A 25,468-nucleotide genomic window follows, 5' to 3' on the forward strand; every position below is an offset into this window, starting at 1 on the left:
GGTATCTAGCCGTGCGCTTCGCCGATCAGGTCGCGGACCGCGTCGAGCAATGCTTCGTCGTGAAAACTGCCTTTCGCGAGATAGTAGTCCGCACCCGCGTTCAGTCCCGCACGGCGGTCCTCTTCGCGATCCTTGTACGAGACGATCATTACCGGGACCGAGTCCAGGTGCGGGTCGCGCTTGATGAGCGTCACGAGTTCGATGCCGTCCATGCGCGGCATGTCGATATCGGTGATGACGAGGTCGAACCGCTCGCCACGCACCGCGTTCCAGCCGTCCATTCCGTCGACGGCGATCGTGACGTCGTAGCCGCGCGTGGCCAGCAGCTTGCGTTCGAGTTCGCGCACGGTCAGCGAGTCGTCGACCACGAGGACACGCCGCGTGCTGCGTTGCGCGGTGCGCGCGTCGCCGTGTTGCGCGTGCAGCAGGTCACCGCCCGTCACCAGCTTTTCGACCGAGCGCAGCCAGTCGTCGACGTCGGCTAGCAGCACCGGGTCGCCGTTCTCCATCAGCGCGCCGGCAGTGATGTTGCGGATCTTGCCAAGGCGCGGGTCGAGCGGCTGCACGACGAGCATACGCTCACCGAGGAAACGGTCGACCACGACGCCGTACGTCTGCCTCCCTTCGCCGATCACGATCACGCTGACCATGCCCGCATCGTTCGTGGGCGGTGCGGTATCGAGAATCTGATGCGCGGTCACGACGCCGATGCGGCGGCCGTCGAACGCAATGTGCTGATGGCCTTCGAGCAGTCCAATGTCAGCGCGCTCCACGTGCAGCGTGCGGTTCACGTGCGCAAGAGGCACGGCGTAAGGCTCGCCGGCGACTTCGACGAGCAGACTGCGGATCACGGAAAGCGTCAGCGGCAACTGCAGCTGCACGCGCGTGCCGAGACCCGGCTCGTGTGTGATGCGCACGGTGCCGCGCACGCGTTTGACGACGTCGTGCACCGCGTCAAGCCCGACGCCGCGGCCCGAGACTTCGGTGACCTGATCGCGCAGCGAGAAGCCCGGCAGGAACAGGAATTCGAGCAATTCCGCCTCGGACAGGCGCGCGGCCGTGTCCGCGCTCGCCAGCTTCTTGCGCACGATCGAGCCGCGCAGTGCGTCGAGGTCGATGCCCGCGCCATCGTCGGATACGGTGATGAGCAACGCGCCCGCCGTATGCCGCGCGTCGAGCGTGAGGGTGCCTTCTTCGGATTTGCCGCGCGCCATACGAACGTCAGGCGCTTCGATGCCGTGATCGAGCGCGTTGCGCAGCATGTGGCCGAGCGGCGCTTCGAGCAGATCGAGAATGTCCCGATCGACCTGAGTGGATTCACCCACGAGTTGCCAGCGCACTTTTTTGCCGAGCGAACGCGCGACGTCGCGCACCATGCGCGCGAGACCGGCGGTGCCGTCGCCAAACGGACGCATCCGGCATTGCAATGCGGCGTCGTAGAGTTGCTGCGACAGATGTGTCGAGCGACGGTCGAAGCTTTCGAGATCGGCAAGGCGCTCGGCCAGCAGATGCTGCGATTCGGCGGTGAGGCGCCGCACCTCGTCGAGCGCGGCGTGCGCGCGCGGATCGAGTTTCAGGTCGGCGAGCGTTTCGTGCAGCTGATCGAGCGCACGGCCGCTTTCGCGCTGCACGCGTTTGACGCGCAGCATCGATTGCGCAAAAGGTTTGAGCCAACGGGATTCGACTAGCGATTCACCGGAGAGCGACAGCAAGCGGTCGAGATTGCCGGCGCGCACGCGCAGCATGCGGCCGGAGTCGGTGCCCGGCGACGTTGCGGTCACGTCGGGGTTGGGTGCGGCTGGCGAGGTTGCGTGGGAGCCGTTCGACGCGTGCACGGCGCCCGCTCCATCGTTCGACGCGTGCGCCGCGGCGGTAATGCGGTGCGCAGCCGCATCTGAAATCGCATCCTTCGACGCGGCCACTGCCACGTCCCGCAGCAACTCGCCGTGCGGCGCAACACGCCCCGTTCCCGCCATACGAGCCTGTAACGCCGCCACGCACGCGCTCACCGCCGCCTGCGCCGAGTCATCCTCGTCATTGCCGAGATGCGCAACGATGTCGACGCCGCGCAGCAACTCGTCGATCCACGCGGCGTCGAGCAACGCGCGCCGTTCCTGCGCGGCCACGAAACAGTCCTCCATCGCGTGGGCAAGCTCGACGCCCACCTGCACGCCGACGATCCGCGCCGCGCCTTTCAGCGAATGCGCGGCGCGCATGCAGGCTTCGAGCGCGGTAGCGTCGGCGGGAACCCGATCGAGCACGAGCAGGCCGTCGGCGAGGACGCGCGCCTGGGTACGCGCTTCTTCGCGGAACAGGTCGATCAGCGACGGGCGGCGAGGATCGTCCGTCATCCGAGACTCCGGTTCAAGGTGTCGAAGAGCGCATCCGCATCCAGCAGGCCGACGGTCAAGTCACGCCACGGCGCGACCGCACGAGTATGCGCGGCGGCGGCGGCCGACAATGTCGCGGGCGGCGGACTGAACGTGGACAACGCAATGCGATGCACGCCATCCACCTGGTCGACGGGAAACACCGCAGGCTCGTCGTCACGCGACACCACCAGCAGACGCGGCATATCGTGGCGCGGATAGTCGCCGCGTGTGGCAATGTGGTTTTCAAAACCGAGCAGATGCGCGAGCGACAGGCACACCAGCAATTCCCCTTGCACGTTCACCACACCCAGTACCGCGCGATGCTGGCGATGCGGCAACGTGTGAATCGGCCGCGTTTGCACGATGCGTTTGAAGATCGGCGTGGGCAGCGCGAGCCACTCGTCGCCGATACGGAATACGAGGAACGATTCGCTCGCGCCTGTTCGACCGTCGTGTGGCGGGTGTTGCAAGGGCGCGCGTGTGTCGTGCTGCGAAAGATCGACGAGCGGAATCGGCCGTTCGAGCAAACGAGCGGCCGCGGTTTCGAAGACAGGGCAGTTCAGGCAGCGCACATACTCGGTCAAACGTTCACACGACGAATCGCCGCGCACGCCGATGCGGTTCCAGCAGTCGTCGAAATTCACCGTGCGCAGATCAGCCACGCTGCGCTCCCGATACGCGCGACACGCGCTGCTTGAGCAAACGTGCGCCGTTGCGGTCGCCTTCGAGTTCGAGCAGCGTCGCCAGATGGGCGAGCGCTTCGGCGTGCTGCGGATCGAGGTAGAGCGCCTTGCGATAGTGACCGCGAGCGAGTGCGGTGTCGCCGTTGGCGTCGGCGAGAACGCCGAGCAGATAGAACGCGTCGGCGTGCGGCGCATGCTGTTCCAGATACGCGTTGATCGCCAGCGCGGCTTCAGTCAGTTGACCCGCGTCTGCCAGTAAGTGTGCTGATTTCAGCGAGTCGCGCGCGGCTTGTGCCGGCACGTTTGGCAACGGTGCCGCGGGTCCGGGCGACGCTGCCCACGGCGTCTGTATTGGCGCGACGCTGACCGGCTTCTCTTGCGACACACCATCTGACGATGGACGCGCTACCGGATCGGGCCACGCAAACGGCTCGGCCGAATAGATTAGCAGCGGCTCGAGCGCCGGCACCGCGACGTGCGTCGTCATGGCGAGCGCGGCGGCGGTTGCAAGCGGCGCCGTGTGCCATCTGCTCAACGGGGCGTCGGCGGGCGCAGCACGATGAAAGGCAAACGCCAACGGAATTTTCGCGGACTGCATGCCGTGGCGCATCAGCAGCCCGGTTTCTGCGGGACCGACGAACAGTGTGCCGTTTTCGGCGAGCACGCTGTTGAGCGTTTGCAATGCGGCGTGTTGCGTGTCACGGTCGAAATAAATGAGCACGTTGCGGCAGAACACGAAGTCATAGACGCCGAGCGCCGCCGCATCGAGCTGCATCAGATTGGCGCGCGCGAAACGCACGGTGTCGGCAATGCGGGCGTTCAGACGCCAGCCGTCTTCGGTGCGCGTGAAATGCGCGTCGCGAAACGGAAACGCGTTGCCACGAAACGAATTGCGTCCGTAGACCGCGCGCTGCGCAACGGCGAGCGAACGTTCGCTGATATCCATCGCATCGATGCGCAGATGTGCGGCGTCGATGCCCGCGTCGAGCAAGGTCATCGCGATCGTATAGGGCTCTTCGCCGGTCGAGCAGGGCAAGCTCAGAATCCGCAGCGGGATGGCCGTGCCGCGTTCGCCAAGGCGCTCATGGGCGAGGCGGGTAAGCGCGGCGAACGCGTCGGCATCGCGATAAAACCAGGTCTCCGGCACCACGACCGTTTCGATCAACGCCTGGATCATCGCGGGTGAGCGTTGCACCGCATCCCAGTAATCGGCGAGTGTCGCGGGTGTCTGACTGTCGGCGGACCAGGCGGCGGCGCGCTGGGCGACCGCGCGCTCCACCGCGCTTTGACCGAGCGATGCAGCATCCAGACCGATGGTCCGATTCAGCAGTTCGGCAAAGCGCCGGTAGAGCGGGGCGTTGTCGCGATGGGCGTTCATGCGCGCGCCTCGGCAAACAGCAGCGCCTTGACGTAATCGGGCAGCAGATGCTCGACGCGAATCCACTGCACCAGACCGCCCGCTTCGCTTGCGACGGGGCCAAGATAGCGCGCATCCGGCAGGTCGATGCCGGACTCGCGAAACGCACTGGCTTCGAGCCGGATCGTGCGTGTCGCGCCTTCGAGCAACAGCGCGAGCAGCCGCACCGTGCCCGCATGAGGGTAGCGAACCAGCACCACGCGCGTGGACATCAGTCGTGCAGCGGGACGGCCCAACGCAAGCGCCGGCAGGTCGATCAGCGGCAGCGGCGCGCCTTCGTGGTCGAGCACGCCCGCAACCCACGGCGGTGCGCCGGGAATCGACTTTGGCGGCGCTTTCGGCGTGAGTGGCATCAGACGCTCCACCTGCGTCGCGTCGATCACATAGCGTTCGCTATCGAGCGTGAAGAGGATGAACAGCATCGGCCTGGTGGGTTAGTGAGTGCGGACGACAGGCTCAAGGCGGGCATGACGCTCGCGCGTCAGGCGCTCACCTTGAAGCGCGACACACCGGTACGCAGACTATTGGCGACGTGCGTCAGGTCGTCGATCGCCTGCGTCGACTGACGCAGCGACTCCGCGGTCTGCTGCGCGGCCTCGGACAATTGCGTGAGCGCCTGGGTGATCTGCTCGGCGCCCGTGGCCTGCGTCTGCATGCCTTCGTTGACCATCGAAAAGCGCGGCGCGAGTTGCTGCACCTGCTGGATGATCTGCGTGAGATGGCCGCCGACGTTTTGCACGTCGAGCATGCCGCGGCGCACTTCTTCGGAAAACTTGTCCATGCCCATGACGCCAGCGGCCACGGCGGACTGAATTTCCTTGACCATCTGTTCGATGTCGTACGTCGCGACGGCGGTCTGATCGGCCAGCCGGCGAATTTCGGTCGCGACCACGGCGAAGCCTCGGCCATACTCGCCGGCCTTCTCCGCTTCGATCGCGGCGTTCAGCGACAACAGGTTGGTCTGGTCCGCCACTTTGGTGATGGTGGCCACCACCTGGTTGATATTGCTGGCCTTCTCGTTGAGGATCGCGAGCTTGGCGTTCACCGAGCCGGCGGCTTCCATGACGAGGCGCATCGTCTCTTCCATGCGCGCGAGGCCGGCGTGGCCGGTGCCCGCGAGCGCCGCGGACTGACCGGCGACGTCGGATACTTCGTTCATCGTGCGCAGCAGATCGCGCGAGGTCGCGAAAATCTCCCGCGACGTCGCGCCGATCTCGGTCGTCGTGGCGGCGGTTTCGTTCGCGGTGGCCTGCTGTTCGCGCGAAGTCGCGGCGATTTCCGTCACCGACGTGGTGACCTGTACCGCCGACTTCTGCGCCTGCCCGACGAGCGCGGTGAGTTCGTCGGTCATGCGGTTAAAACCCGCCTCGAGTGCGCCGATTTCGTCGGCGCGATTCAGTTGCAGGCGCTGCGTCAGGTCGCCGGTGCGCATGACGTCGACGACTCGCAGCACTTTGGCCATCGGCGTGGTGACGGCGCGCAGCAGCCAGTAGCCTGCAGCGACGGCCACGGCCGCTGCGACCAGCAGCATGACCAGCAGCACGATGCGAGTTGCCTCGACCGACCGGCGAATGCTTGCGGCAGCCTGATCGGCATACGCCTTGTTGTCCTCGACGAGCTTGCGAACCGAAAGCCGCCCGGTTTCCCACACCGGCGTGAGCTGCGCGTTGAAGATGCGCGCCGCTTCGGCTTTCGACGTGGGCAGCGCGCCCAGCAACGAGGTCTGGATGGGCAGGTACTGGGTCTGTTGCAGACGGAAATCGTTGAAGAGCTCACGGTCGGAATCGCGAAAAATCGTCGCGCCGTAGTCGTTCGTGAGCTTTTGCAAGGTCTGCTGGGTTTCCTGGAGGCGCGTCGTGTCGCGTTTGACGGCGTCGGCGTCGGCGTCGATATAGACAAGACGTTGCGTGACACTGTAGTTCTCGAACCAGGCCGCGCGCATGGCGGTCGCGTAATAAAGACCCGGCATGGAGTCCTGTTGCTGACTCTTCGCGTCGCGGTCAATGCCGCCGAGCTGTTCCAGGGTGACGACTGCCATTGCCAGCATCACGATCAGCACGATCCCAAAACTGCACAGAATCCGTTGCCGGATAGTCCACTGTTTCACGCGCACGCCCCTTACTTGACTGGCTTGTCCCGCGCCGGCGACGCGGCCCGGTGTTGGTACTGATGCCGAATCTGCGGATCGGAAAGCCTTACGATTCTTCGGACATATCCGACGGGTATTGCGGCGAATTTTACATTGATCGGTGGATTGACGAAGCGCGAATCAGGAAGCGCAGAAGAGCCGGCTTTCACTCCCGGCGTCGGCGACGTTACAGGGGTAATGCCCCGTTACCACTTGCAGCATCTATTTCTGGCCGTAGCCCGCACAATCGGTCGCATGCCAGAACGGCGGGAGTGAAACATGAAAAAGATTGCGGTCGCGTTGGTGATGATTGGAAGCCTGAGTGTTGCAGGGCAAGCGTCGGCTCATGGCAATGGTGGCGACGTGGTAGGCGCGCTGATCGGCGGCGCCGTGCTTGGGGCAGTGGTGACGTCGGCGCTGAATCCGGCGCCCGTGGCGGCCTATCAGCAACCGGCTTACGCACAGCCGGCATACGCACAGCCGGTATATCAGCCGGCGCCGGTCTATGCGGCTGCGCCGCCGGGATACTGCTACGACCCCTATCAGCGCGCGTATGTGGCGTGCAGTGCGCCGCCGCCGGCGCAATATGGGTATCCACAGGCGCAGCCTGGCTGGTAAGCGTTGCAGTCCACCGGCTCAGGCTCCCTCCGTGGAGACAAAAAGGCCGTCGCATTGCGCGACGGCCTTTTTGATTTCAGCAACGCTTAGTGCCTGTGATGCATCCACTCCGCGTAGTGCGTGTCCAGCCAGCGTTCCAGGCGTTGCGGTTTGGTCTTGTCGTGGTAGCGGGACGCGGCCCATATTGCAGCGCCGACCACCAGCATGACGGCCGGTCCGAGCAAGTACGCCATTAAAGATTCGTCCACGGGAGCCTCCGTATCGGGTTCCATCCATGCTCCCAGTTTAGGCGATGTAACGCGTGAGAAAAGAATCACGTTGCAGCTAGACGCATGGTCTCACAGGGGTGCGTCGAGGCTGATCGTGTAACCTTGCGAAGATCAGAATTTCCGTTTGCCCGCCTGTTGTTCGTGGTTCGATTCAGGTGGCTGTGTACCAATGAATGGTCGGATGCGGCGTTCGTCTGGTGATCCAATCGAACCTTGACTTTGGCCGCTCGAAACTAGCCGGGTCGTCAGATTCGATTTGCACGCTGAATGTGTGAATCGACGAAGTCAGCCCAGCGCTGCATGGTGTCGCGCTCGTGAGCCGCGCCGGCATCCGGCGCGTCGGAAGGCATCGGCTCGGTACCCATTTCGCTTGCCAAAGTATCGGAATGAACCCGATCTCGCGAGTGTGCCAAGGCCGTGCGTCTGAAGTCGTGCAGCACGAAATGCTCGACGTCGAGCCCTAGCGCTTTGACTGCCTGATTGAGCGTGCTTTTCGCGATCGGCCGATCATCGCCGCGTACGCTCGGAAACACAAACGTGCGGCTCGCTCCTGATTCCTGAAGTTCGCGCAGCATTGCGACCGCCTGGCGCGATAGATAGACAGGCTGATCACCTTCTCTATTCAGACGCGCAGCCGGGATAGTCCATAGCGCGCGATCGAGGTCGAATTCGCGCCACGTCGATTCGACCAGATCCGATTTGCGGACCATCGTCAACACGAGCAGATGCAGTGCAAGTTTCAGTGGACGCCGGATGCTCGATGCGTCGATTGCGCGAAGCGTCGCGCCGATTTCATCGCCTGACAGCACGCGCGTGCGACTGGCGAACGTAGCGATGGAACGTGCGGGAATCACGTCCGCCGGGTTGGCCGTCACGATCTGACGTGCGATCAGATAGTCGTATAGACGCTTGATCACATTGCGGGTGTGTAGCGCCATCTTTGGCGAGCCACGGCTTTTGATGCGGTCACAGATCCCGACAATGTCTTCCACCGTGACCGCTTTGACTGCCTTGCCGCCGATCGCGGGCAGCACGTCCTTGTCGAGTGCGCGCCGCGTGGTGCGGCGATATTCCTCGGACTTGCCGGCCATGGCGGTGGCGAGATACAGCTCGGCGGCGTCGCGCAGCAGATCGGCTCTGCTTTCCGCGCCGCGGTCGCGACGCGCGGCGGTGACGGGCGAAATGCCCTGCGCAACCATCTCCCTGTACTTCTGCGCCTTGGCGCGCGCGACGCGCAGCGAAATCATCCGATAGTCGCCGATGGTGGCAAGCGGCTGACGTTTGCCATTGAGCGTGTAGCGAAAGCGCCAGACCTTGGTGCCGGTCGTCATGACTTCGATCACGAGACCGTTGCCGTCAGCAACGCAATACCGGGTGGCGCGCGGTTCGAGCGCGCGAATCTGGCTTTCGGTCAGAGGAACGGCGAGTCGGGGCATTGCGTGGGTTTTACGAATTTGGCTGGCGGCGTCAATTCTAGCTCGTACAGCCTCTGTGTACCAAAAATGGGCGGGTTTTTGGTAGCCTGGTTCGTGCTTCTGGTGTGCAGCAGCCTGTTTCATCAGCGCACACCTTGCCCTGCCACCGTGACTGCGCAGTCAATCGCTGCATCATTTGCCGATGCAAAACCGGCTGAAAATCACGCCGAGCAGGTCGTCTGAACTGAATTCGCCGGTGATGGAATTCAGCTGATCTTGCGCGAGGCGTAATTCTTCCGCGAACAGATCGAGCGCCTGTGCGTTCTGATCGGCGTGAGCGGCGGCAGTCGCGAGGTGCTCCCCGGCGGCGCGCAATGCGACCAGGTGTCGTTCGCGCGCGAGATACACGCTTTCCGCCCCTGCCTGCCAACCGGCAATGCGCAGCAACTCGCCGCGTAAAAGCGCGACGCCGTCGCCCTGCTTCGCCGACAGGCGCACTTCGCTCAAATCGCGCGCGGCGTCGAGCACGGTCACCGTGGGCGCGAGATCCGTCAGGTCTGTTTTGTTCAGCACGCGGACCACCGGAACGCCACTCGGGAACCGGCTCGCAATGGTTTCGTCCTCTGCGGTCATTCCGGTGCGCGCGTCCAGCAGATGCAGCACGACATCCGCGCGCTCGATCTCGCTCCACGTGCGTGCAATGCCGATCTTTTCCACTTCGTCTTCTGTATCGCGCAGGCCGGCCGTGTCGATCACATGCAGTGGAATGCCTTCGATCTGGATGGTCTGCGCGACTTTGTCGCGCGTCGTGCCGGCAATCGGCGTGACGATGGCCAGTTCCGCGCCGGCGAGCGCGTTCAGCAGCGACGACTTGCCCACATTCGGCTGCCCTGCCAGCACGACCGACAGCCCTTCGCGTAACAGCGCGCCCTGCCGCGCCTCGCTCAACACATGCGCGAGGCGCGCGCGAATGCGGGCGAGCTTGCCGCGCGCGTCGGCGGCTTCGAGGAAGTCGATTTCTTCTTCCGGAAAGTCGAGCGTTGCCTCGACCAGCATTCGCAGCGTGATGACGTCTTCCACGAGCGCGTGAATGTCGCGCGAAAACGCGCCGTCGAGCGAACGGCCCGCTGAGCGTGCGGCCGCCTCGGTGCTCGCCTCGATCAGGTCGGCGACGGCTTCCGCTTGCGCCAGATCCAGTTTGTCGTTCAGAAACGCGCGGCGCGTGAATTCGCCCGGTTCGGCCAGACGCAAGCCCGACGCCCGGCCGGCGTCGATGCAGCGTTGCAGCACCAGCTGCAACACAACCGGACCGCCGTGGCCCTGCAACTCCAGCACGTGCTCGCCGGTGTAGGAATGCGGCGCGGGAAAATACAGCGCGATGCCGCGGTCGAGCGCGTTGCCGTTGCCGTCGAGAAATGGGACGTAGCTCGCGTGGCGCGGCGCGAGCGTCTGTCCGGTCAGCGCCTGCATGAATGGATCGGCCGCCGCCGCGCCCAACCGCCCGAAAGAAATTCGCACGACGCCGATGCCTCCCCGGCCGGGTGCGGTAGCAATGGCGACGATGGGATCGGAATCGGTGGTCAACATGGGATGTGACGAAAAGCTGGAAAGGGGACGGGGGCCTAAAGGCGCACGACAGGCAGCGCGAGGCATTGTAACGCGCGCTTTCATTGCGCCCTGTAGTGAGCGCTGTACATGTCGTTTGGGTCTTGCTCCTGCCTTGGTCCGGACAAATAGGATTTATCCTAAGCAGGCTAGAACAGTCATCGCCATTTACAGGACTGAGCAAAAGAATTTGAGACATGCATGCCGTTCGAAGCCGCGCTGCGGCTCAAAATTGACGAAAAATTGCAATTCGGCGAAACGCGCTGTGGATGGCGGAAGACAAGCTAAAATTATCTCAAATAGGCACCATTGAAGCTTGCCTGGTTGTCAACTGGGCGCGCTCTGAATTGCACAATCTGGCGCATGCCAACCGACAAAGAAAAAGCCGCCTTCGCCAAACGGTTGAAGGACCTGCTAGAGCCGCTCAAGATTCGCGGCGGGACGAAACTCGCCCAGCAATTCAACCTGCGCCACCGCGGCGATGTGGAGGTCACGCCGCAGACCGCGCACAAATGGCTTTCGGGTACGACGATTCCCAAGCCCGACAAGTTGCGAACGCTCGCTGAATGGCTGAACGTCAGCCAACATTGGCTTCACTACGGGCCGTCGCCGGGGGTGAAGGCGCGGCCGCTGGCGCGCGGCGAGAAGTATCCGCTGTCGCCCGAGACGATCGTCCTTGCGTCCAGAATTCAGACGCTGATGCCCAGAGATCGTTACCTGATTGAAGAGATGGTGGGTCGCTTTGCTGGCGAAGACGAGGAAGATGGCGAAGGCGAGCCTGGTGAGGACACCGACCAGGACCACGAGCCATAACTGACGCAGTGGGGAACATTGCACGAGCATGAAAAAAGCCGCCCGGCTCTGAACACCGGGCGGCTTTTCTTTGGCCATCGACAAAGGGCGCTGGGCGCCCTCCTGACACGCTATCAGGCTGCTTTGGTCTTCGACTGACCCATCATGCGCGTGATGTAGTACTGCTGCGCGATCGACAGTACGTTGTTCACGACGTAGTACAGCACCAGACCCGCCGGGAAGAAGAAGAACATGACCGAGAATGCGATCGGCATGAACATCATCATCTTGGCTTGAACCGGGTCCGGCGGCGTCGGATTCAGGCGGGTCTGCAGGAACATGGAGACCGCCATCAGCACCGGCAGAATGAAGAACGGGTCCTGCTGCGACAGATCGTGAATCCACAGAATCCACGGCGCGCCGCGCATTTCCACCGACGACAGCAGCACCCAGTACAGCGAGATGAACACCGGAATCTGGATCACGACCGGCAGACAACCGCCGAACGGATTGACCTTTTCGGTCTTGTACAGCTCCATCAGCGCGGCGTTCATCTTCTGCGGATCGCCCTTGAAGCGTTCGCGCAACGCCTGCATGCGCGGCGTGATGGCTTTCATGCGCGCCATCGACTTGTAGCTCGCAGCCGACAGCGGGAAGAACACGGCCTTGATCAGCAGCGTAAGCAGCACGATCGACCAGCCCCAGTTGCCCACGTAGCTGTGGATCTTTTCGAGCAGCCAGAACAGCGGCTTCGCGATGATCGTCACCCAGCCATAGTCTTTCACCAGTTCCAGACCCGGCGCGATGCCTTCGAGCATGCGCTCTTCTTCCGGACCGGCAAAGAGGCGTGCCGACACGTCGACCGTCTGGCCGGGTGCAATGGTCGCCACCGGCTCCTTCACGCCAACGCGATACAGCGCAGGATCGATCTTCTCGACATAGATGTCGCGCTTCACACCCTGCTGCGGAATCCAGGCCGACGCGAAGTAATGCTGAACCATCGCGACCCAGCCGTTGTCGGCCGAGTTCGCGTAGTCCTGCTTGTTCTTGTCGATGTCGCTAAACGTCATCTTCTGGAAGTGATGCTGATCCGTGTAGACGGCCGGCCCGATGAACGTGTGCGAGAAGCGCGGCGTTTCCACCGGCTGATCGTCGCGCACCAGTTCCATGTAGACCGACGGAGTCACCGGCGTCGTGCCGACGTTCTGGATCTTCGTGTCCACGCCGATCACATAGCTGCCGCGCGTGAACGTGTAGGTCTTGATGACCTTCACGCCACCCTTTACCGGCGATTCGAAGCTGAGCTGGAACGATTTTTCGTCGCCCGTCAGATCGTGCTGCTGGTTCGGCAGCGGCGTGTAGATATCGTTATGGTTCGGGAAATCGCCGCCGAGCAGGCCCGTGCGCGCGAGGTACGTGTGGTTCGCGGTATGGTCGAACAGCGTGATGACGAGGTCCGGCTGCTTGCCGTCGCCTTGCTTGACGAGCGACAGCTTCGACAGCGTGCCGCCGCGCGTATCAATTTCGCCGCTGTACACGTCGGTGTTGAACTTGATCAGCTGCGACTGCGTGGCTGCCGGCGCGTTGCCCGGCGCTGCTGCGTTCGTTGCCGGCAGATCGGCCGGCTGGGTTCCCGGCGTCGTGGTTCCCGGTGCGGCGCTACCGACGGTTCGGGTCGGCGTGGCGCTCGGGAAGAACATCGACGGGCGTCCGTGGTCGCGTTGCCAGTTGTCGAACAGCATGACCGCTGACATGAAAAAGATGACCCATAGGACGGTGCGTTTGATATCCATGCGTTGTCTCAGTGTCGATGGAACGGCGCGTCAGCGCTTTTCAGAAGTGGGAGGCGGGACGAGATCGATGCCGCCCGCGGAAAATGGGTGGCAGCGGCAAATACGCCTGGCGGCGAGATAAGTCCCGCGCGCGGCGCCATGATACTGGATTGCTTCGCGCGCGTAATCAGAGCAGGAAGGGTAAAAACGGCACCGGCTGCCGAGCATTGGGCTGACGGCAACCTTGTAGAAACGCAGTAAAGCGAAAAGTACCGTTTGCATGGCTAGTGCGGCCCGACGGCGCCGCGCAACGTGGAGTACCGGACTGTGTCCGCCAGGCAGGGCGGCCCGTGCTGCTCTGGCTGCCTGAACCGCGAGGCGGGCGGTCACTTGAGCGTCATTCCGTCTTGGGCGCTTCCGCGGGCGGCGCCTCGCGACGGACAATTTCGCGCGCTGCCTTGTCGAGCAGCGCCTCGATTTCGCTGCGGCACAGCGCCCTTAGAGGCGGCGACGACGCGCTCGGCAATGCTTTCTTGTCGAAGCGCGTGTGCAAACGCAGCAGCACATCCCAACCGCCGAATTCGGCGCGCCGCAGCCGGAAAGCTTCTCGCGCGATTCGACGCACCAGATTCCGCGTGGCCGCGCGCGGCGCATACTTCTTGCCGATGACGAGACCGAGGCGAGCTTCGTTGCCGGTAGGCCGCCCATACACGACAAAGTGCGCAGTACGGCGCCACGGGCGCAAACGAAAAACGGATGAAAATTCATCCGTTTTCAGCAGCCTTGCGGCTTTGGGGAAGGCGGCTTGCGCTCGCAACGGAACCGAGCGCTGCTGCGGCGTCCCAGCCGTTCCCGCATGACCGCCGCAGGCCTCGTCCGGCATAGACGGAGCGCGCAATCCGCTCGCCTGCTTTAGATAGCGAGGCGCTTGCGGCCCTTCGCGCGACGTGCGTTGATGACCTTGCGGCCGCCAGCGGTCTTCATGCGAACGCGGAAACCGTGGGTGCGCTTGCGACGGGTAACGGAAGGTTGGTAAGTACGTTTCATGTTGCTCTCACTTGATCGAAAAAAACCGCGCGATCATCGCTGAAAGCGCAATGGCCGGAGGTTTACTGAAATTGGTTTTCGCGGAACCCGCTATTTAAACTGGTTTTCTATTGGGCGTCAATACTTTAGCGTTGCCGCACCATGCGCGCTGCGTCCTGCGCGCGCTGATCCGTCCCTGTGGATAACTCCCTTTCCTGCTGAATTTGGCGTTAGAATCTCGCCTTACTTCCCAAAAAACCAGCACGCCGCTCCGGCTCGCTTGCCCCGCAAACCCTTGTGGCACAAGCGCCCGGAGCCATTGCGCCTGGTCCGCCAAGCTGCTCAGGGCCTTGTTGCGTTCGCGCGACAGGGGCAGCGGCGAACCGCCGTGCACACCATAACGACAGCAACTCGATGAACGATTTCTGGCAACACTGTTCCGCATTGCTGGAGCGCGAGCTGACGCCCCAGCAGTACGTGACGTGGATCAAACCGTTGGCCCCGGTCGCCTTCGACGCCGATGCGAACACGCTTAGCATCGCCGCGCCAAACCGTTTCAAGCTCGACTGGGTCAAGAGCCAGTTTTCCGGACGGATCGCTGATATGGCCCGCGATTTCTGGCAGGCGCCGGTCGACGTGCAATTCGTGCTGGACCCGAAAGCAGGCCTGCGCGTTCCGGCTGCAGCGGCGCCGGCTCCCGCGCGTCCAGCGTCTTCCGCGCCGATGAGCCGCCACCCGGGCGGCAGTGCCGCCGTGGATGCGGCAGTCAATGTGGTGCAGTCGTCGCAAGCCGCACGCGTCGGCAGCGCGAATGCCGCCGCGCAGCAAGCCCAGCAGAATGCGAACGCCCGCGCAGCCGCCGCGGCCGCTGAAGATTCCGCCGACCTCGATCTCCCCAGCCTCGACGCGAACGAAGCCGCCGCCGCGCGTCGCACGTGGCGGCCGGGGCAGGGCGCGGGCGCGAACGCAAACAGCGGCGAAAACGACTCGATGTACGAGCGCTCGAAGCTGAACCCCGTCCTCACGTTCGACAACTTCGTGACCGGTAAAGCCAATCAGCTCGCGCGCGCCGCGGCCATTCAGGTGGCGGACAACCCCGGCATTTCGTACAACCCGCTATTCCTGTACGGCGGCGTCGGCCTCGGCAAGACTCACCTGATCCACGCGATAGGCAACCAGTTGCTGCTCGACAAGGCTGGCGCGCGCATCCGTTACATCCACGCGGAACAATACGTGTCCGACGTGGTGAAGGCTTACCAGCGCAAAGCATTCGACGACTTCAAGCGCTACTACCATTCGCTCGACCTGCTGCTGATCGACGATATTCAGTTCTTCTCGGGCAAATCGCGTACGCAGGAGGAATTCTTTTACGCGTTCGAGGCGCTCGTCGCGAACAAGGCGCAGGTGATCATCACCAGCGACACGTACCCCAAGGAAATTTCCGGTATCGACGACCGCCTGATCTCGCGCTTCGACTCCGGCCTGACTGTCGCGATCGAGCCGCCCGAGCTGGAAATGCGAGTCGCGATCCTGATGCGCAAGGCGCAATCCGAATTCGTCAGCCTGAATGAAGATGTCGCGTTCTTCGTCGCCAAGCACCTGCGCTCGAACGTGCGTGAACTCGAAGGCGCGCTGCGCAAGATCCTCGCTTATTCGAAGTTCCACGGCCGCGAAATCACGATCGAAGTGACGAAAGAGGCGCTGAAGGATCTGTTGACGGTGCAGAACCGGCAGATTTCGGTGGAAAACATCCAGAAAACCACGGCTGACTTCTACAGCATCAAGGTTGCGGACATGTATTCGAAGAAGCGCCCTGCGAACATCGCACGGCCACGTCAGATCGCCATGTATCTGGCCAAGGAGCTGACGCAGAAGAGCTTGCCGGAAATCGGCGAGTTGTTCGGCGGGCGCGACCACACCACGGTGCTCCACGCAGTGCGCAAAATTGCCGATGAACGCAGCAAGGACGCGCAACTGAACCATGAATTGCACGTGCTGGAGCAGACGCTGAAGGGCTGAGCGGCCGGTCTGGAAAAATCGACCTGTTTATTTCGGAACTCGCCCCCAATTTAGTGAGGCGGTTCCTTTTTCAGGCACAATACAGGTTTAACCGCCCGGCGGCCGCGGGCGGATTTCACGCCGTGACAGGCGCTGCGTGGCGCCGGCGGGGAGCCGCGGCGGTGTGCTGAAGTGCCGCGAGGCAGGGTGCGCACGCCGTCATATCAACGAAGGAACTCTATGCAACTGGTCAAGACCGAACGCGATAACCTCCTCAGGCCGCTGCAAACCGTGAGCGGCATCGTCGAACGCCGCCATACGTTGCCGATCCTCGCCAATTTGCTGATTACCAAGAACGGCGCCGACGTGTCGTTCCTGTCGACCGACCTGGAGTTGCAGATCACCACGCATGCCGATTTCGGCGTGGGCGGCGATTCGGTGGCGACCACGGTGGCAGCGCGAAAACTCCTCGACATTCTGCGCGCCATGCCCGACGGGCAGGTCACGCTCACGCTGAATGACAAGCGGCTGACCGTGCAGTCCGGCAAGAGCCGCTTTGCATTGCAGACCCTTGCGGCCGACGAGTTCCCGACCGTTGCACAGGCTAAAGACTACGGCGCAAGTCTGGTGGTTCCCCAGAAGACGTTCCGTCAATTGCTCGGCATGGTCCATTTTTCGATGGCCCAGCAGGATATCCGCTACTACCTGAACGGCATGCTGCTGGTGGTAGACGGCGATCAGTTGATGGCCGTCGCAACAGACGGCCACCGCCTTGCGTTTTCGTCGATGAAGATCGAAGGTTCGTTCCCGCGTCAGGAAGTCATCATTCCGCGTAAGACGATTCTGGAGTTGCAGCGTCTGCTGGAAGACATCGACGACACGTTGAAGATCGACATCGCGCCCACGCAGGTCAAGTTCACCTTTGGCCAGGTCGAACTGGTGTCGAAGCTGGTCGAGGGCAAATTCCCCGACTTCCAGCGCGTGATCCCGAAGTCGCACAAGAATCAGTTCGTGATCGGCCGCGAAGAACTGCAGCGCTCGCTGCAACGCGCGGCGATTCTGACGTCGGACAAGTTCAAGGGTGTGCGCTGCATTATCGAGCCGGGCCAGTTGAAGATCATGTCCACCAACGCCGATCAGGAAGAGGCGCAGGAAGAACTGGAAATCGCGTACGACGGCGACAGCGTCGATATTGGGTTCAACGTCACGTATCTGCTCGACGTGCTGGCGAACCTGAAGGTCGACACGCTGCAAGTGAGCCTGGGCGACGCCAGCTCCAGCGCGTTGATCACGATTCCCGAGAACGACGAATTCAAATACGTCGTGATGCCGATGCGCATCTAACGCGTCCAACATCGAGAACACACCAAGGGGCGCAGCGCCCCTTTGGCGTTTTTATGGTGTTTTGAAAAGTCCCGAGCAGCAACCTTGCAGTAACGCAGAACCGGAAAAAATCCATGACTGAAACGAACAATTCGCAACCCGATAACAGCTACGGCGCCTCCTCGATTCAGATTCTCGAAGGTCTGGAAGCAGTGCGTAAGCGGCCGGGAATGTATATCGGGGATACGTCAGACGGAACCGGTTTGCATCACCTCGTGTTCGAAGTGCTGGACAACTCGATCGACGAAGCGTTGGCCGGGCACTGTAACGACATCCAGGTGATCATTCACGCGGACAACTCCATTTCCATTACCGACAATGGCCGCGGCGTGCCGACCGGTTTGAAGATGGACGACAAGCACGACCCGAAGCGCAGTGCCGCGGAAATCGTGATGACCGAGTTGCATGCCGGCGGCAAGTTCGACCAGAACAGTTACAAGGTCTCCGGCGGCCTGCACGGCGTGGGCGTTTCCTGCGTGAACGCGCTGTCGGCATGGTTGCGCTTGACCATTCGCCGCGACGGCAAGAAGCACTTCATGGAGTTCCACCGTGGCGTGCCGCAGAACCGCATCATCGAGATGATCGACGGCGTGGCGGTCTCGCCGATCCAGGTGACTGGCGAGACCGAAAATCGCGGCACCGAGGTGCACTTTCTCGCTGACGAGACGATTTTCGGCAACATCGAATATCACTACGACATTCTGGCCAAGCGCATTCGCGAACTGTCGTTCCTGAATAACGGCGTGCGTATTCGCTTGATGGATCAGCGCACCGGCAAGGAAGAAGATTTCGCGTTCGTCGGCGGCACGCGGGGTTTCGTCGAGTACATCAACAAGAACAAGTCGGTGTTGCATCCGAACATTTTCCATGTGAGCGGCGAGAAAGACGGCGTTGGCGTGGAAGTGGCCATGCAGTGGAACGACAGCTACAACGAAAACGTGCTGTGCTTCACGAACAACATTCCGCAGCGCGACGGCGGCACGCATTTGACCGGCTTGCGTGCGGCCATGACGCGCGTGCTCAACAAGTACATCAATGATCACGACGTCGCGAAAAAGGCAAAGGTCGAGACTTCCGGCGACGATATGCGCGAAGGGTTGTCGTGCGTACTGTCGGTGAAGGTGCCCGAGCCGAAGTTCAGTGCGCAGACGAAGGACAAGCTGGTGTCCTCGGAAGTGCGTGCGCCGGTGGAAGACGTCGTCGCCAAGGCGCTCGAAGAGTTTCTGCTCGAAACGCCGAATGACGCGAAGATCATTTGCGGCAAGATTGTCGATGCTGCGCGCGCGCGGGATGCGGCACGGAAGGCGCGTGAGATGACGCGTCGCAAGGGTGTACTCGACGGCGTCGGTCTGCCTGGAAAGCTGGCGGATTGCCAGGAGAAGGATCCGGCGAAGTCGGAAATTTATATCGTCGAGGGTGACTCGGCGGGCGGGTCGGCGAAGCAGGGCCGGGATCGCAAGTTCCAGGCTATTTTGCCGCTGCGCGGCAAGGTGCTGAATGTGGAGAAGGCGCGCTATGACAAGCTGCTTTCTTCGGAGCAGATCGTCACGCTGATTACGGCATTGGGCTGCGGGATTGGTAAGGAGGACTACAACCTCGATAAGCTGCGTTATCACCGCATCATCATCATGACCGATGCTGACGTGGACGGTGCGCACATTCGGACACTGTTGCTAACGTTCTTCTATCGGCAAATGCCGGAAATGATCGAGCGCGGATATATCTATATCGCGCAGCCGCCTTTGTTCAAGATCAAGGCTGGGAAGGATGAGCGGTATCTGAAGGATGAGGCTGAGGTCAATGCTCACATCTTGAAACTGGCTTTGCAGGGGTCGGAGTTACTGGCTTCTGAGGGTGCTACGCCGATTACTGGAGATGCGCTGGGTGAGTTGGCGCGGGCTTATTTGCTTGCTCAGGCGGTCGTTAACCGGTTGAGCCGGTTGTATGACGCTGGCGCGCTCGAGGCAATAATGGACGGGATCGCGATCGACCTGTCGAGCGAGGAAGCGGCGGATGCATCGGCTAAGGCGCTGGAAGCAAAGCTGCGGGATGATCCGTTGAAGCCTGAAGTCAAGGTGACGACGATGTATGACCCGGTGCGTGAATTGCGCTCGTTGCGGGTCGCGCGGACGCATCACGGCAATCAGAAGATTTCTGTGCTGGATCAGGATTTCCAACTGACTGCCGATTACCAGCAACTGGTCAATACGGCGAATACGTTCAAGGGGCTAATTGGGGTTGGGGCGGTCATCAGACGCGGTGAGCGGAGTATGGCTGTCACTGACTTCAAGTCGGCGATGAAATGGTTGCTGGCCGACGCTGAGCGCAATCTTTCCAAGCAGCGTTATAAGGGGCTCGGGGAGATGAATCCCGAGCAGCTTTGGGAAACCACGATGGATCCGGCTGTGCGTCGCTTGCTGAGAGTGCAGATCGAGGATGCTATTGCGGCCGATGGCATTTTCACGACGCTCATGGGCGATGATGTGGAGCCGCGGCGGGCTTTCATTGAGTCGAATGCGTTGAGGGCGGGGAATATTGATGTTTGAGGTTGTTTGTAGCTAGCCGCATAACCTGATAAAAACGAACCCATAAGTTGAAAAACTTATGGGTTTTTTTTGCGCAGACTCGAGATCGACTTGCATCTGGATGACAACGCAAACCAGAATCTCCGCATCGCTCATCGGCAGCCTTTAGTTTAGAAATAGCGCCGTCAAAGACTGGAAATACCAGTCAGCTTGCACAGATCGATGCCCGCTCCGCAACAAGCTAAGGCGACACCTGTGTCATGCTCCACGAGCTTAAGATTGCGGGCAAGACAGTCCTCCAAGACTGGCTACGCGTATCTCAACGTCCAATCTTGCGGGTCGTCTACGCCTCACAAGCTCACTCAACCGCCTCGTCCCCCTCCCACTCAATCGCGTCGAAAATCGCCCGCAATTTGCCGCCCCGCGCCGCATTCAGCCTCTCCGCATGCGCGACCCGTCCGGCGAGGTGTGCGCGAAAGTCTTCGAGACCCTCACGATTCTGCGAGCGCGGCCCATGCCTGACACAGTTCGTCAGCACTGCTTTTAACCGGTCGAACTCCGGCCGCATCAGATTCGGATGACGATTGACGACCACCCCTGCCAGATGTTGCCGCGCTCCAGCGCGCATCACACGCGTCTTGCGCAGGTTGACCGTGAACCCTTCCTCGATCGCAATGGCCGCGACGCGAATCGCCAAACGCTCGGCCATCCTCGCAAGATCGCCGTCGCCCGAAAACGCAAGGTCATCGGCATAGCGCGTATAGCGAGCCCCGAGCGAACGCGCGAGGCCCGCTAGCCGAAGATCCAGTCGATACGCGCACAGGTTGGCGAGCGCGGGCGAACTCGGCGCGCCTTGTGGCAAGTGCCGATCTCGATAGCGTCGCCGCTCCTGCCAGTCAAAGCGCTCACGTAAATCAGGCGCGAGCAGACGTGCGCTCGGAACGCGATTGGTACACAGACCCGTCAGGCAGCGTGCAACCTCGCCCGGATAGCCCAAAGCACGCCAGATGGCATCAATACGTCCGGCATGGACGGACGCGAAGAAGTCCGTCAGATCGAAGCGAATCACAACGGCCTTGCCGACATGAGGTGCAGCGAAACTCAGCGTGCTGCGGCCACGCCGGAAGCCATGCACGGATTCGTGCGCCGGGACCTTGTCGAGCAGGCCATGCAGCACCTTTCGCTGCAAGCCACGCAAAGCGACTTTGGCATTTCGATAAGACGACAGCGTCCGTCGCGCTTCTCGACCACCTTATAGACATAGTGATGCACCGGCGCATTCGCGTCCCCGGCCGGCACGCGCCAGCGGTCCGCGAACCAGTCCAGTTCGGCGGCGTCGAGTTCGAGCCAGTTGGCGACGTCCCCAGGCGTCGGCAGGTTGGGTAGCACTGCGCCGTGCAACCAGGGCGGCGCAGGCTTCTGAGCCGGCGGCAGCTTCAACAGACGAACCGCGCGCGGAGGGTCGTCGCCGCGCCATGCGGCGACGAAGCCGGCCGATTCAGCCACGATTCTCGACAACTGTTGACGCTCGACGCGATCCCAGCGCGCACCAAAGCGTTTCGCGATCTGTTTCGCGAGCGGCACCATCCACTCCGCCGACGCACCGACCACGAACGTCATCCGCCGGACCAGCGCGTCCGATTCCGGGCCACCCGCAAGCATGGCATCGGCGAGTGCGGAGGTGACGTACTGCAGCGTGGATAGGGACATGAAAGAAGAGGCGGGCAGGCCAGTCAACGCGTCTTGTGATGCGTGAGCCGGGTTGCGCAACGCGCAAATAACGCTCATGCGACGAACTGCGAAGTGATTCAGATCCACGGGGTAGCCCCGTAGTGCCTTGAACGTAAACCATCCCATCCCTGGCAAGCTTGACCAGCCGTCCCGCGACGCGAAGATAATGAACGCGCCCGCACGTTGTCAACGCGTTGCCGCACGCATCACTTTTTCGCAGCCATTTTGCATCGCCCCTGGCTGATAACCGATTCAAGGCCGAACAGTTATCCACACGGCCCTCTGGACAACTTGTGTACAACCCGCCGCACTCGTTGTGGGCGGAATCTTGATAACACGGCGATCGAATGTCCCGGCAGACAAGTTGTCCGTCGCTCGCGCTGATTCCCGCTGTTTACATCGCAGGGTTATCGAATCCACAGTCCGTTGATCCGTCGACCAAGTTTCAGGTTATCCACAGCATGAGGCGATGCTTGTTAACTATTACTACGTATACATATACGAAGACTGTAAAAACCAGAGAAGCAGGTGAGCAGGGTGCCACGCTCGCCTGCAGATGCTCCTTAAGACAGCGTATCGACAGCCTCGTCAGCTTCTCAGACGAGCGGTAAACATATTTCCGTGAGTAGATCTGCAGGGGCAGTGTCCGTCGGGCTGTTCAGGTATTCCTCGAAGGCTGGCGCATTGGCCGCTTCTCTGCCTGACTGTACGAGCCACGTGCCGTACAGCCAGTCATAAGCGGCGCCGAGATCGCTATACGGTCCACTGTGCTCCAACACCGCGTAATCACCGCCGGCTATATGCGCGATAGCAACCGGCGGACTGACCGTCACCGAAGTCAGCACCGGATGCGGCAGCAACACGGCCGCTTTCGAGCGCAGCGCGTGCTCTTCGACCACGCCGGGGTCGTCGTAATAGACGGCGATCATCCGCATCCTTCCGGCAAGCAGATTGTGTTTTGCCAGCCAGCCGAACAGCGCATCGAACGCCTTGCCGATCTCCATGTACGGACCGATATGATCGACCGCCAACAAATCCATCGGCTCCATCGTGCGAATCGTCACTTCACGCACAGTCATTTGATCGTCTCCTGAAAGGGACCAACGACACCGGCCGACATAGCCCGCCGATGGTCTGATGCATTCATGGAACCGCCCAGCAAGGTAGCGTGCGACAAGAATATTGCGACCTTATCACGACACCATTTAGCCAAAGCTGCGGAGATCGCACTGGATCGGCGCCGCCTGTGTCGTCACGGTGACGCGCGAGATGGGCGCTGCACCGCACATCTGCGCTTCGCGCCCCATTTCGCGCGATCCACTGCAAGCGGAATGGCAAGTTTCTCCGAAATCCAGGGCGGCGAGTCGATCCACATAAGGGAGAAGAGCCTGACCGCGAGCAACGTGACGGTCACTGTATTTTGGCGCCATCAGGCAGGGTTATCATCAGCCTGTGACCGCGTCTCGGCCTGCGACGAACCGGGCCGAACTCGGATTGCCTCTTCAGCGTGCCGCTGTCGGATCGGCGGCAATGGAGTCGTAAATGAGCTACACAGAGACGATCGGCAGCCGCACCTATCGCTTTGCCGACCTGAAGACGTTAATGGCAAAGGCGAGTCCGCAGCGCTCCGGCGACCAGCTTGCGGGCGTCGCGGCGGCGAGTGAGGAAGAGCGCGTCGCGGCCAGAATGGCGCTCGCTCAGCTGCCGCTGCGTGCGTTCCTGAACGAAGCGTTGATTCCCTATGAGAGCGACGAAGTCACGCGTCTCGTGATCGACAGTCATTCTCTTCAAGCATTTGCCGAGATATCGCATCTCACGGTCGGCGATTTTCGCAACTGGCTGCTGAGCACCACGACCGATGCCGCCGCGCTCACACGCGTCGCTGCCGGTCTGACACCGGAGATGGTCGCCGCCGTGTCGAAAATCATGCGCAATCAGGATCTGATCGCGGCTGCGCGCAAACGTCCAGTGATTACGCGCTTTCGCAACACGGTCGGCTTGCCCGGACACATGTCGGTGCGTCTGCAACCTAATCATCCGACCGACGACGTCAAAGGCATCGCCGCCTCCATGCTCGACGGCCTGATGTACGGCTGCGGCGACGCGATGATCGGCATCAATCCGGCTGGCGACAATCTCACCGCAATCACGAGACTGCTGACGATGGTCGACGATTTTCGCCAGCGCTACCAGGTGCCGACGCAATCCTGCGTGCTGACGCACGTCACCAATACGATCGCCGCGATCGAGAAAGGGGCGCCCGTCGATCTTGTGTTCCAGTCGATCGCGGGTACGGAGAAGGCCAACGCGGGCTTTGGCATTTCACTCGCCTTGTTGCAGGAAGCGTACGAAGCAGGACTGTCGCTGAATCGCGGCACGGTCGGCCATAACCTGATGTACTTCGAAACCGGCCAGGGCAGCGCGCTGTCGGCAAACGCGCATTCCGGCGTCGACCAGCAGACGTGCGAAGTGCGCGCCTATGCAGTGGCGCGCAAGTTCAACCCGTTTCTCGTCAACACAGTCGTGGGCTTCATCGGGCCGGAGTATCTGTACGACGGAAAACAGATCACGCGCGCCGGCCTCGAAGACCACTTCTGCGGCAAGATGCTCGGCGTGCCGATGGGTTGCGACATCTGCTACACGAATCACGCGGAAGCCGATCAGGATGACATGGACAATCTGCTCACGCTGCTCGGCGTCGCGGGCATAAACTTCATCATGGGGGTTCCCGGCGCGGACGACGTCATGCTCAATTATCAAAGTACGTCGTTCCACGACGCGCTTTATGTGCGAGATGTGCTCGGACTGCGCCGCGCGCCGGAGTTCGAAGAATGGCTGGAGTCGATGCAGATCACCGACGCGCGCGGCGCGTTGCTGAGCGCGTCGAGCCAGCAACCATTGCTCGAAGGCGTAAGTGACTGGATGGGCGTCGCATGACCGATTCCATCGAAAAGAATCCTTGGAATGCGTTACGGCAATTTACCCACGCGCGAATTGCGCTGGGCCGCGCGGGCAACAGCCTGCCGACCGCGCCGCTGCTCGCGTTCAACCTGTCGCATGCGCAAGCGCGCGATGCCGTGCACCATCCGCTCGACGCCGACGCGTTGCACGAACAGCTGCGTGTGCAAAACATCGCCACGCTGGACGTGCACAGCGCCGCGCCGGATCGTGAGCATTACTTGCGGCGACCGGATCTAGGCAGACGCTTGTCGGACGAGAGCCGCGAGCGGCTGCGGCAACACGCGGCGCAGTCGCCGGAGGTCGTGTTCGTGATCGCCGACGGCCTGTCGGCATTCGCGGCGTCGAAGCAGGCCATTCCGCTTTTGCAAGCGGTTCTGCCACGGCTCGCTGACTGGAAAATTGGCCCGGTGGTGGTCGCGCGGCAGGCGCGCGTGGCGTTGGGCGATGAGATCGGAGAACTGCTCGACGCGAAGTTAGTCGTGATGCTGATCGGTGAACGGCCGGGCTTGAGTTCTCCCGACAGTCTCGGCATTTACCTGACCTACGCGCCGAAAGTGGGTTGCAGTGACGCGCAACGCAACTGCATTTCGAACGTGCGGCCCGAGGGGCTCGACTACCCGCTGGCTGCGCACAAACTGCACTACCTGTTGACACATGCAAGGCGTCTCGGTCTGACGGGCGTCGGGCTGAAAGACGACAGCGATGCGCTGCTGGCGGATGCGCCCAGGCCACCCGCCGTCAGCGATGAATCAAAGCCCGATGCGGCATGACGG

The 25,468-nt window shown here is 61.9% G+C and carries 22 protein-coding genes; 7 read left to right on the plus strand and 15 right to left on the minus strand.

What is annotated here, in order from left to right:
- Positions 1-5: 5 nt before the first annotated feature.
- Genes AAGS40_RS00185 through AAGS40_RS00205 form a run of 5 tightly spaced genes read right to left on the minus strand, consistent with a single transcriptional unit; the run spans position 6 to position 6,579 of the window.
- A complete protein-coding gene (locus AAGS40_RS00185) occupies positions 6-2,351 on the minus strand; it encodes a hybrid sensor histidine kinase/response regulator (protein ID WP_345812414.1) in 2,346 nt (781 codons plus the stop codon).
- Positions 2,348-3,034 carry a chemotaxis protein CheW gene (locus AAGS40_RS00190; RefSeq protein ID WP_345812415.1) on the minus strand — a complete coding sequence of 229 codons (687 nt, stop codon included), beginning with the start codon at positions 3,032-3,034 and terminating at the stop codon, positions 2,348-2,350. Before AAGS40_RS00190 ends, AAGS40_RS00185 begins: the two co-directional genes overlap by 4 nt.
- Entirely contained in the window at positions 3,027-4,433 is a 1,407-nt protein-coding gene (locus AAGS40_RS00195; RefSeq protein WP_345812416.1) for a CheR family methyltransferase, read from the minus strand. Before AAGS40_RS00195 ends, AAGS40_RS00190 begins: the two co-directional genes overlap by 8 nt.
- Positions 4,430-4,894, minus strand: a complete 465-nt coding sequence (locus AAGS40_RS00200; RefSeq protein WP_345812418.1) for a chemotaxis protein CheW — start codon at positions 4,892-4,894, stop codon at positions 4,430-4,432. Before AAGS40_RS00200 ends, AAGS40_RS00195 begins: the two co-directional genes overlap by 4 nt.
- A 59-nt stretch (positions 4,895-4,953) precedes the next feature.
- Positions 4,954-6,579: a methyl-accepting chemotaxis protein gene (locus tag AAGS40_RS00205; RefSeq protein WP_345812420.1), complete on the minus strand. Its 1,626-nt coding sequence runs from the start codon at positions 6,577-6,579 to the stop codon at positions 4,954-4,956.
- Positions 6,580-6,879: 300 nt separating this feature from the next.
- Between AAGS40_RS00205 and AAGS40_RS00210 the strand changes: the two genes are divergently transcribed.
- Positions 6,880-7,218: an ecotin precursor gene (locus AAGS40_RS00210; RefSeq protein ID WP_345812422.1), complete on the plus strand. Its 339-nt coding sequence runs from the start codon at positions 6,880-6,882 to the stop codon at positions 7,216-7,218.
- An 86-nt stretch (positions 7,219-7,304) separates the two neighbouring features.
- On the opposite strand, the gene AAGS40_RS00215 is transcribed toward AAGS40_RS00210, so the two are convergent.
- From AAGS40_RS00215 to mnmE, 3 genes are all read right to left on the minus strand, one after another.
- Positions 7,305-7,466, minus strand: coding sequence for a hypothetical protein (locus AAGS40_RS00215; RefSeq protein ID WP_345812423.1), 162 nt, complete (start codon positions 7,464-7,466; stop codon positions 7,305-7,307).
- A 266-nt stretch (positions 7,467-7,732) separates the two neighbouring features.
- Positions 7,733-8,923 carry an integrase arm-type DNA-binding domain-containing protein gene (locus AAGS40_RS00220; protein WP_345812424.1) on the minus strand — a complete coding sequence of 397 codons (1,191 nt, stop codon included), beginning with the start codon at positions 8,921-8,923 and terminating at the stop codon, positions 7,733-7,735.
- Positions 8,924-9,094: 171 nt separating this feature from the next.
- Positions 9,095-10,489, minus strand: a complete 1,395-nt coding sequence (gene mnmE, locus AAGS40_RS00225) for a tRNA uridine-5-carboxymethylaminomethyl(34) synthesis GTPase MnmE (RefSeq protein WP_345812426.1) — start codon at positions 10,487-10,489, stop codon at positions 9,095-9,097.
- 381 nt (positions 10,490-10,870) lie between these two features.
- Between mnmE and AAGS40_RS00230 the strand changes: the two genes are divergently transcribed.
- Positions 10,871-11,320, plus strand: a complete 450-nt coding sequence (locus tag AAGS40_RS00230; RefSeq protein ID WP_345812427.1) for an XRE family transcriptional regulator — start codon at positions 10,871-10,873, stop codon at positions 11,318-11,320.
- 113 nt (positions 11,321-11,433) lie between these two features.
- Here the strand turns inward: AAGS40_RS00230 and yidC are convergent, their stop codons facing one another.
- The 4 genes from yidC to rpmH form a co-directional block, all read right to left on the minus strand.
- Positions 11,434-13,092, minus strand: coding sequence for a membrane protein insertase YidC (yidC, locus tag AAGS40_RS00235; protein ID WP_345812428.1), 1,659 nt, complete (start codon positions 13,090-13,092; stop codon positions 11,434-11,436).
- Between the two features lie 30 nt (positions 13,093-13,122).
- On the minus strand, positions 13,123-13,353 hold the full coding sequence (yidD, locus tag AAGS40_RS00240; RefSeq protein ID WP_345812429.1) for a membrane protein insertion efficiency factor YidD: 231 nt from the start codon (positions 13,351-13,353) through the stop codon (positions 13,123-13,125).
- A 115-nt stretch (positions 13,354-13,468) separates the two neighbouring features.
- Complete coding sequence (locus AAGS40_RS00245; RefSeq protein ID WP_345814439.1) at positions 13,469-13,954, minus strand: ribonuclease P protein component; 486 nt, start codon at positions 13,952-13,954, stop codon at positions 13,469-13,471.
- Between the two features lie 29 nt (positions 13,955-13,983).
- Positions 13,984-14,118 carry a 50S ribosomal protein L34 gene (gene rpmH / locus AAGS40_RS00250; RefSeq protein WP_004198824.1) on the minus strand — a complete coding sequence of 45 codons (135 nt, stop codon included), beginning with the start codon at positions 14,116-14,118 and terminating at the stop codon, positions 13,984-13,986.
- A gap of 393 nt (positions 14,119-14,511) precedes the next feature.
- On the opposite strand from rpmH, the gene dnaA reads away from it, so the two are divergent.
- From dnaA to gyrB, 3 genes are all read left to right on the plus strand, one after another.
- Complete coding sequence (gene dnaA / locus AAGS40_RS00255; protein ID WP_345812430.1) at positions 14,512-16,116, plus strand: chromosomal replication initiator protein DnaA; 1,605 nt, start codon at positions 14,512-14,514, stop codon at positions 16,114-16,116.
- A gap of 219 nt (positions 16,117-16,335) precedes the next feature.
- Positions 16,336-17,439, plus strand: a complete 1,104-nt coding sequence (gene dnaN, locus AAGS40_RS00260; protein ID WP_345812431.1) for a DNA polymerase III subunit beta — start codon at positions 16,336-16,338, stop codon at positions 17,437-17,439.
- Positions 17,440-17,552: 113 nt separating this feature from the next.
- Positions 17,553-20,024 carry a DNA topoisomerase (ATP-hydrolyzing) subunit B gene (gene gyrB, locus AAGS40_RS00265; protein ID WP_345812432.1) on the plus strand — a complete coding sequence of 824 codons (2,472 nt, stop codon included), beginning with the start codon at positions 17,553-17,555 and terminating at the stop codon, positions 20,022-20,024.
- Positions 20,025-20,361: 337 nt separating this feature from the next.
- Here gyrB and AAGS40_RS00270 read toward each other — a convergent pair whose 3' ends face one another.
- From AAGS40_RS00270 to AAGS40_RS00280, 3 genes are all read right to left on the minus strand, one after another.
- Positions 20,362-21,180 carry a reverse transcriptase family protein gene (locus AAGS40_RS00270; protein ID WP_345812433.1) on the minus strand — a complete coding sequence of 273 codons (819 nt, stop codon included), beginning with the start codon at positions 21,178-21,180 and terminating at the stop codon, positions 20,362-20,364.
- A complete protein-coding gene (locus AAGS40_RS00275; protein ID WP_345812434.1) occupies positions 21,105-21,791 on the minus strand; it encodes a hypothetical protein in 687 nt (228 codons plus the stop codon). Before AAGS40_RS00275 ends, AAGS40_RS00270 begins: the two co-directional genes overlap by 76 nt.
- Before the next feature lie 539 nt (positions 21,792-22,330).
- The gene (locus AAGS40_RS00280) at positions 22,331-22,813 is read right to left on the minus strand and encodes a GyrI-like domain-containing protein (protein WP_345812435.1); all 483 of its coding nucleotides are present in this window, start codon (positions 22,811-22,813) and stop codon (positions 22,331-22,333) included.
- A gap of 463 nt (positions 22,814-23,276) precedes the next feature.
- On the opposite strand from AAGS40_RS00280, the gene AAGS40_RS00285 reads away from it, so the two are divergent.
- Together AAGS40_RS00285 and eutC are read left to right on the plus strand one after the other, a co-directional pair.
- Positions 23,277-24,671, plus strand: a complete 1,395-nt coding sequence (locus tag AAGS40_RS00285; RefSeq protein ID WP_345812436.1) for an ethanolamine ammonia-lyase subunit EutB — start codon at positions 23,277-23,279, stop codon at positions 24,669-24,671.
- Positions 24,668-25,465: an ethanolamine ammonia-lyase subunit EutC gene (gene eutC, locus AAGS40_RS00290; RefSeq protein WP_345812437.1), complete on the plus strand. Its 798-nt coding sequence runs from the start codon at positions 24,668-24,670 to the stop codon at positions 25,463-25,465. Before AAGS40_RS00285 ends, eutC begins: the two co-directional genes overlap by 4 nt.
- Positions 25,466-25,468 lie beyond the last annotated feature (3 nt).

The organism is Paraburkholderia sp. PREW-6R, from assembly GCF_039621805.1.
Lineage (GTDB): Bacteria > Pseudomonadota > Gammaproteobacteria > Burkholderiales > Burkholderiaceae > Paraburkholderia.